At 36.4% G+C, this 6,869-nt stretch carries 9 protein-coding genes; 3 read left to right on the top strand and 6 right to left on the bottom strand.

Annotated elements, in window-relative coordinates; all coding sequences use genetic code 11:
- Positions 1–79 precede the first annotated feature (79 nt).
- From WBN20_RS03075 to WBN20_RS03065, 3 genes are read left to right on the top strand one after another with little or no spacing between them, the layout of a single operon-like run.
- On the top strand, positions 80–1,312 hold the full coding sequence (locus WBN20_RS03075) for a nitrous oxide reductase family maturation protein NosD (protein WP_424274534.1): 1,233 nt from the start codon (positions 80–82) through the stop codon (positions 1,310–1,312).
- Positions 1,309–2,019 (top strand): ABC transporter ATP-binding protein, encoded by a 711-nt coding sequence (locus WBN20_RS03070; RefSeq protein WP_424280660.1) that lies wholly within the window; start codon positions 1,309–1,311, stop codon positions 2,017–2,019. The genes WBN20_RS03075 and WBN20_RS03070 overlap by 4 nt, the downstream gene beginning before the upstream one ends.
- A complete protein-coding gene (locus tag WBN20_RS03065) occupies positions 2,012–2,794 on the top strand; it encodes an ABC transporter permease (protein ID WP_424271923.1) in 783 nt (260 codons plus the stop codon). The genes WBN20_RS03070 and WBN20_RS03065 overlap by 8 nt, the downstream gene beginning before the upstream one ends.
- Here the strand turns inward: WBN20_RS03065 and WBN20_RS03060 are convergent.
- From WBN20_RS03060 to WBN20_RS03035, 6 genes are all read right to left on the bottom strand, one after another.
- Entirely contained in the window at positions 2,791–3,294 is a 504-nt protein-coding gene (locus WBN20_RS03060; protein WP_424280659.1) for a DUF1643 domain-containing protein, read from the bottom strand. The two genes, WBN20_RS03065 and WBN20_RS03060, sit on opposite strands and share 4 nt — an antisense overlap.
- A gap of 18 nt (positions 3,295–3,312) precedes the next feature.
- Positions 3,313–4,017 carry a purine-nucleoside phosphorylase gene (gene deoD / locus WBN20_RS03055; protein WP_424271925.1) on the bottom strand — a complete coding sequence of 235 codons (705 nt, stop codon included), beginning with the start codon at positions 4,015–4,017 and terminating at the stop codon, positions 3,313–3,315.
- A gap of 3 nt (positions 4,018–4,020) precedes the next feature.
- On the bottom strand, positions 4,021–4,671 hold the full coding sequence (gene deoC / locus WBN20_RS03050; protein WP_424280658.1) for a deoxyribose-phosphate aldolase: 651 nt from the start codon (positions 4,669–4,671) through the stop codon (positions 4,021–4,023).
- A 9-nt stretch (positions 4,672–4,680) separates the two neighbouring features.
- A complete protein-coding gene (locus WBN20_RS03045; protein WP_424280657.1) occupies positions 4,681–5,952 on the bottom strand; it encodes an acetyl-CoA hydrolase/transferase family protein in 1,272 nt (423 codons plus the stop codon).
- Positions 5,953–6,001: 49 nt separating this feature from the next.
- Positions 6,002–6,703, bottom strand: coding sequence for a sulfite exporter TauE/SafE family protein (locus WBN20_RS03040; protein WP_424280656.1), 702 nt, complete (start codon positions 6,701–6,703; stop codon positions 6,002–6,004).
- 8 nt (positions 6,704–6,711) lie between these two features.
- Positions 6,712–6,869 (bottom strand): FixH family protein (locus tag WBN20_RS03035; protein ID WP_424280661.1); only part of this gene is annotated, 158 nt, incomplete at its 5' end.

Below are 6,869 nucleotides of genomic sequence, written 5' to 3'. Positions count from 1 at the left end.
TTTTCTTTCCTAAAGATGAAAAACATTGGGTAAAAGCACTCGAGAATTCGAAATTCCTTATAATAAGGTAATGCTGATTATGGGTAGATTTTTTCTATTTGGAATATTGTTTCTAAGTATCTTTAGTTTAAAAGCAAAGACCTTGGTAGTATGCTCAGACTGTGAGTATAGTTCTATTAGAGATGCTGTTTCAAAGTCTTCAAAATTTGATACTGTTCTTATTAGAAAAGGCACCTACAAAGAGTTCAATATCCTTGTAGACAAACCATTAACCTTATTGGGTGAAAATTATCCGGTAATAGATGGCGAAGACCGTGGCGAAATCATACGCATTGTTTCCGATAATGTCACTATTGATGGACTTTATATTATCAACGTGGGAACCAGTTACACAACAGATTACGCGGCCATTCGGGTAGTCAAAAGTGAAAACTTTCTGATTCAGAATGTAGTATTGGAAAAGCTCTTTTTCGGGATATATCTTGAAAAATCGAATAACGGTAAAGTGTATAACAACAAGATTAACGGCGATGCAGTGGATGAGTATAATTCTGGAAATGGTATTCAATTATGGTATTGCCACAATGTTCAGGTAGACCAAAATATTGTGCGAGGTGTTCGCGATGGTATATACCTGGAGTTTTCAGATAATATTATGATCAATAACAACGTGAGTAAAAATAATCTGAGGTATGGCCTTCATTTTATGTTTTCGAACGATGATGTGTACACAAATAATACCTTCGAGAACAATGGCGCTGGTGTGGCCGTAATGTTTTCAAAGAAAATTACAATGCGCAACAATACTTTTTCAAAAAACTGGGGCACAGCTTCTTTTGGTTTGTTATTAAAAGAGATCAATGATGCAGAAATTACAGGCAATATTTTTACCAATAATACCATTGGTATCAATGTAGAAGGATCCAATAGAATAAATTATTACAACAATGAATTTATTAGTAATGGATGGGCTTTGAAAGTAAAAGGGGCATGTTATACAAATTCATTTGTAAATAACAATTTTTTACATAATTCCTTTGATATTTCTTATAACAGCAAAATTAACGACAATGTGTTTAAAGAAAATTATTGGAGCGATTATTCAGGCTATGATTTAAATAAAGATGGTATAGGTGATGTACCTTACAGACCCGTTAAACTATTTTCATATATCGTGAACAGAACCCCCGAAACTATTATCCTACTACGCAGTTTATTTATGGATATCATAGATTTTTCAGAAAAAGTATCACCCATTTTTACACCAGATAAGCTAATGGATAATAGCCCCCTTATGAAAAGAATAAAATGATAAGAATTGACGATCTCCATAAAAAATTTGGCAGGAATCACGTCTTACGTGGAACGGATCTTTCCATAATGAATCCAGGTATCTATGCAGTTTTGGGCCCCAATGGTTCAGGCAAAACCACACTTATAAAATGCATTTTAGGGATGGTAATTCCCACCTCAGGTACCATTGAAGTGGAAAGTAAAGCAATTAAAAAGAATTGGAAATACAGAAGGGAGATTAATTACCTGCCTCAAATTGCAAATTTCCCTGGTAATTTAAAGGTTTATGAGTTAATAGCTATGATCAAGGATCTAAGGCAAAAACCAGGTCAGGAAGATAATCTGATTTCAGTATTTGGGTTAGAACCTTATCTGAACAGTAAATTAGCTTCACTGTCAGGAGGCACCAGACAAAAAGTAAATATTCTTCTCGCTTTAATGTTTAACAGTCCTCTGATTGTTTTAGATGAACCTACCACTGGTTTGGATCCGGCAGCTTTAATTAGTTTAAAGAAACTTATACAAAAGGAAAAGGAGCAGGGTAAAACCATTTTGATAACAACGCATATCATGCAGTTTGTAGAAGAAATGGCCGATACCATTATATATTTGCTTGAAGGTAAAATATATTTTAAGGGCACGGTTGAAGAACTAAAAACAAAGACGGGAAAAACTAATTTTGATCATGCCATTGCGGCAATAGCAACCAACTTGGAAGATGTTTAAAATACTGAAATACAGCTTTTACGACCTAATGCGAAGCAGATGGAGCTATGTGTATTTTCTGTTTTATCTTGCCCTTGGGTTTGTCCTGTTATTTCTTAACAACGATGTTTCCAAAGCAGTTATTACGCTTATGAATGTGATCATTGTCCTGGTTCCACTAATAGGTACAATTTTTGGAGTAATGTACTTCTATAATTCCAAAGAATTCACTGAACTTTTACTGGCGCTGCCTATTAAACGTTCTTCCATTTTTGTAGGGCAGTATTTAGGTGTAGCAGGTTCTTTGACCTTAAGTTTGGTAATGGGACTCGGGATTCCTTTTATTCTGTATGGACTTTTTAAAAGTAATGCCATTTGGGATTTTACTTTATTATTGGTCGTGGGCGCATTCCTCACCCTTATATTTACGGCATTGTCGTTTAATATAGCTTTAACCAATGAAAATAAGATTAAAGGATTTGGTTACGCTGTATTAATGTGGTTGTTTTTTGCCGTAATTTATGATGGGTTGTTTCTTTTATCTCTTATAATGTTTGAAGACTATCCTCTGGACAAGTATTCCCTGGTAGCTACAATGCTTAATCCCGTAGACCTTTCCAGAACACTAATACTTCTGAAATTAGATATATCTGCCCTTATGGGTTATACCGGAGCTGTATTCAAATCTTTTTTCGGAACAAGATCTGGATTTTTACTTTCCATATTTATGTTGATTTTATGGACCCTTATTCCACTGTATAGTTTGGTCAGAAAAGCGCAAAGAAAAGATTTTTAGTAAGTATAGGGTTCGATAAAATCTTTATAAGTCCCTCTTGAAGGATGGGCCTTTGTGGCTAAAACTTGCTTTGCTGGATATTGCATTAAAATAGCATTTATTATCTTCTGGCGTTCAGGATATGCATTGGTTTTCCCCCAGGCAACAAGAACCATATCGGAAACTTCAATAGCCTGACTGATAAGACTATCATTCTCTTTCCCGATTTTGTTTGGAGAACCGATAAAACCATTGGTTTGTATATATGCAAACTGATTGACTACGGTAATGCTTTTTACGTCTCTAAATAGCTTTACCTCTTTTTCAAAAATGAGTTTTTCCAGAAATTGAACAGATTTGTCTGCAATTCTTGCATTGGCAACACTGGGATTTTGCATGATAACACAGAGGGATTTACCATCTGTTTTTATCGGGTTTTCTATGGTAAGTTGATATCGGAATTTATTACAATCGGAAAATTTGACTTTAACCAGTACATCAGGGATGTGTTTATAAATCATTGATTAAACAATGTTATTTTAGTCTTGGCAAATGTTCAGCGCAATTTGAACCATTTGCTTAAAAGTTCGTTCCCGCTCTTCAAAACTGCATTTCTCACCGGTAACCAACGAGTCGGAAATGGTAAGTATAGTTAGAGCCTCAATACTGTGTTTGGCAGCAATAGTGTAAAGTCCGGCAGATTCCATTTCAGCACAAAGCACTCCATATTTAGCCCATTTTTTATAAGCCAATGGGTCTTCTTCATAATACAGGTCTGCAGATAGTACATTACCTGCCTTGATAGGAATGTTGCTTTCCTGTGCGTATAAAGCAGCCTTCAAAATCAAATTGAAGTGGGCTGTAGGGGCATAACTAGAATCACTAAAAACAGCATTATTAATACCCGAATTTGTTGAAGCGGACAGGGCTAAAACGATATCCCGAATCTTAACATCCTCCTGATAAGATCCTGCAGTACCTACCCGGATTATTCTTTTCACATCATAATCATTAATAAGTTCATGATAGTAGATCATGGCGGAAGGAATGCCCATACCGCTTCCCTGTATTGAAATACGTTTCCCTCTGAATTCCCCGGTATAACCTAGCATACCTCGAATATTTGAGTAACAATATGCGTTATCTAAAAATGTCTCAGCAATCCATTTGGCACGTAACGGATCACCCGGCATTAAAACGATCTCGGCAATCTCATTCTTTTTTGCGTCAATGTGAGCACTCATAGATTAGGGATTAGTTTCTTTGACTATTGCAATTCCTGAGGAGGTTCCTAAACGTGAAACGCCCATATCCAAGTAACGTTTGGCAGTAATTTTATCTTTAATACCTCCTGAGGCTTTTATCTTTATTTTGTCTTGAATTACACGTTTTATTAATTCAACATCCTCAAATGTAGCTCCTCCTGAGCCAAATCCGGTTGACGTTTTTACAAAATCTGCCTTACCCTCAACAACCAGCATACTGGCTATTTTTTTTTCTTCAGCCGTTAAGTAACAGGTCTCAATAATTACTTTCAATTTCATAGGTGCAATGGCCTGTTTTATTTTAGCTATTTCATCTTTTACCAGACCGTATTCTCCGAATTTTAACCAACCAACATTTATAACCATATCTATTTCATCTGCTCCATGATCAACACAGAATTGTGCCTCGCATAATTTGGCTTCAGTAGACATGGCTCCTAACGGAAAGCCAATTACTGCAGCTATTTTGACCATGGAACCTTTCAGTTCTTCCTTTGCTAGGGCAACATTACAACTGTTAACACAAACCGCAAAAAAATTGAACTCCCTTGCTTCGGAACATAATTGTCTTATTGCTTTAGGAGTAGCAGTTGGCTTCAATAAGGTATGGTCAATATATCGCTCAATTTGCATTAATTCGTTTTAAGATCGTTCAAATCGTTCATATGCCGCTTTGATCAACATTTCACGATGATCCGGATGTGAAATAGATATCAGGGCCTTTGCCCTTTCATATAAATTTTTGCCAAAAAGATTTACCACGCCATACTCAGTAACCACGTAGTGAACATGCGCTCTGGTGGTAGTAACTCCTGCTCCCTCTTTAAGAGTAGGGGTAATCTTGCTGACTCCTTTTGCCGTGGCTGCGGAAAGGGCAAAAATTGGTTTTCCTCCTTCTGAAATAGTGGCACCTCTTATAAAATCCATTTGACCTCCAACACCTGAAAAGTGTCGTTGTCCAATACTGTCGGCACAGACCTGTCCGGTTAGATCTATTTCAATGGCACTGTTTATTGCCGTTACTTTAGGATTTCTAGCAATTACACTGGTATCATTAGTATATCCGGCTTCTTTGAAATGCACTAGTGGATTGTCATCTACAAAATCGTATAAATTTTTGGTCCCTGCGGCGAAACACGTGACAATTTTGCCGGTTTTAATCTCTTTTTCCTCTCCTGTAATAATGCCTTTTTCAACCAAAGGTAAAAGGCCGTCGGAAAACATTTCTGTATGTACCCCTAATCTTTTATGGTTGTGTAAATTGCTTAAAACAGCATTGGGAATATTTCCGATACCCAATTGCAAAGTGGCGCCATCTTCAATAAGATCGGCAACATTTTTTCCAATGGCGTGCTCTAAATCTGTTATTTCGGTAATTGGAGCAACGTGGATAGGTTCGTCAACCTCTATAGCCAAATCTATTCGGCTTTTATGAATAATACCATCTCCATGAGTTCTTGGAACCTGTGGATTAACCTGGGCAATAACTTTTTTTGCAGTCTGTATTGCAGGCAATGCAATATCTACCGAAACACCTAAAGAACAATACCCGTGCCTATCAGGTGGAGAAACTTGAACTACGGCAACATCCAGCGGTAAAATATTTCGTCTGAATAGAAAATGAATCTCACTTAGAAATATAGGGATATAATCACCTTTATTTGTATTCACCGCTCTTCTGACGTTTCCTCCAACAAAACAACTGTTTATGTTAAATGCCTCATTATATGGCGGTAATGCATATTTCACCTCTCCTTCCGTATGAATTGAAATAATCTCTACCTCTTCTAATTCTTCATATCTTTCACAAATACTGTTGATTAATGTATTAGGAGTCATAGCAGCTCCTTGAAGAAATATCCGATCCCCGGATTTAACAATAGATGCAGCTTCCGCTTTTGTAACAATTTTCATGTTAGTTTTTTTCTGGGTTTATAAATTGCCATATTTAGTTTAAATATGGCTAATGACATTCTATTTCTGTAGTTACCACTTCTACTATTGGCTTAGGGGATACGTAGGGTATTCCTAATCCCATTCCTCTAAGAATAAAAAGTAATCCGATGATAACCACAAAAACGGGTATTAATTTACGTATTCGCTGCTTAGAAGAATCCTTTAATATTCCGCTCAGGTAAACCGCCGTAGTCATTAAAGGAACTGTACCTAATCCAAATAATATCATATATATAGAACCTTCAACAGCTGTACCCATGGCAATTGCTCCCAAAAGGGCCATATAAACCAGTCCGCAGGGCAGGAATCCGTTTAGAAACCCAATAGTGAGAAAAGTATCTGCTGTTTTCTTTTTAAGCGCTTTACCTAAATTGCTTTTAATTTTTCCAATAATCCGATATACAGGTCTTGAAAGGCTAAGCCTGCTCATATATTTATACGGTATTATTACAACTAATATCATGAGTACACCAACAAGAATCGATAGTTTTTGCTGTATTCCAAAGATGTAAAGCCCCTTGCCTAATAGTCCAAATAATAAGCCAATAATACCATATGCCATTAGTCTTCCAAAATGGTAAATGAAAACCTGGCCTGCTTTTTTATACTTATTATTCTGACTTACAGGCAGCATAAATGCAATGGGCCCGCACATACCTATGCAGTGTAAACTTCCCATAAGGCCCAAAATTAAGGCAGACAATAACATATTATTAATTAATAGGTGATACTTTTTTTTGTCAAGTGCTCTTTGCCTTGATAATTCCAGTAAATTTTTATATCCCAACGACCATCCAACAAACGTTTGTCAGGTATGAGCAAATGTTTATTGGATAAACTTATAGGAAAGTCAAAATCCAAGTGTTTATTGGATG

Origin of the sequence: Eudoraea sp., assembly GCF_049665975.1 — a bacterium.
Taxonomy (GTDB): domain Bacteria; phylum Bacteroidota; class Bacteroidia; order Flavobacteriales; family Flavobacteriaceae; genus Eudoraea.
The sequence above is the reverse complement of the archived record's forward strand: the minus strand, read 5'-3'. Positions and strand labels throughout refer to the sequence as shown.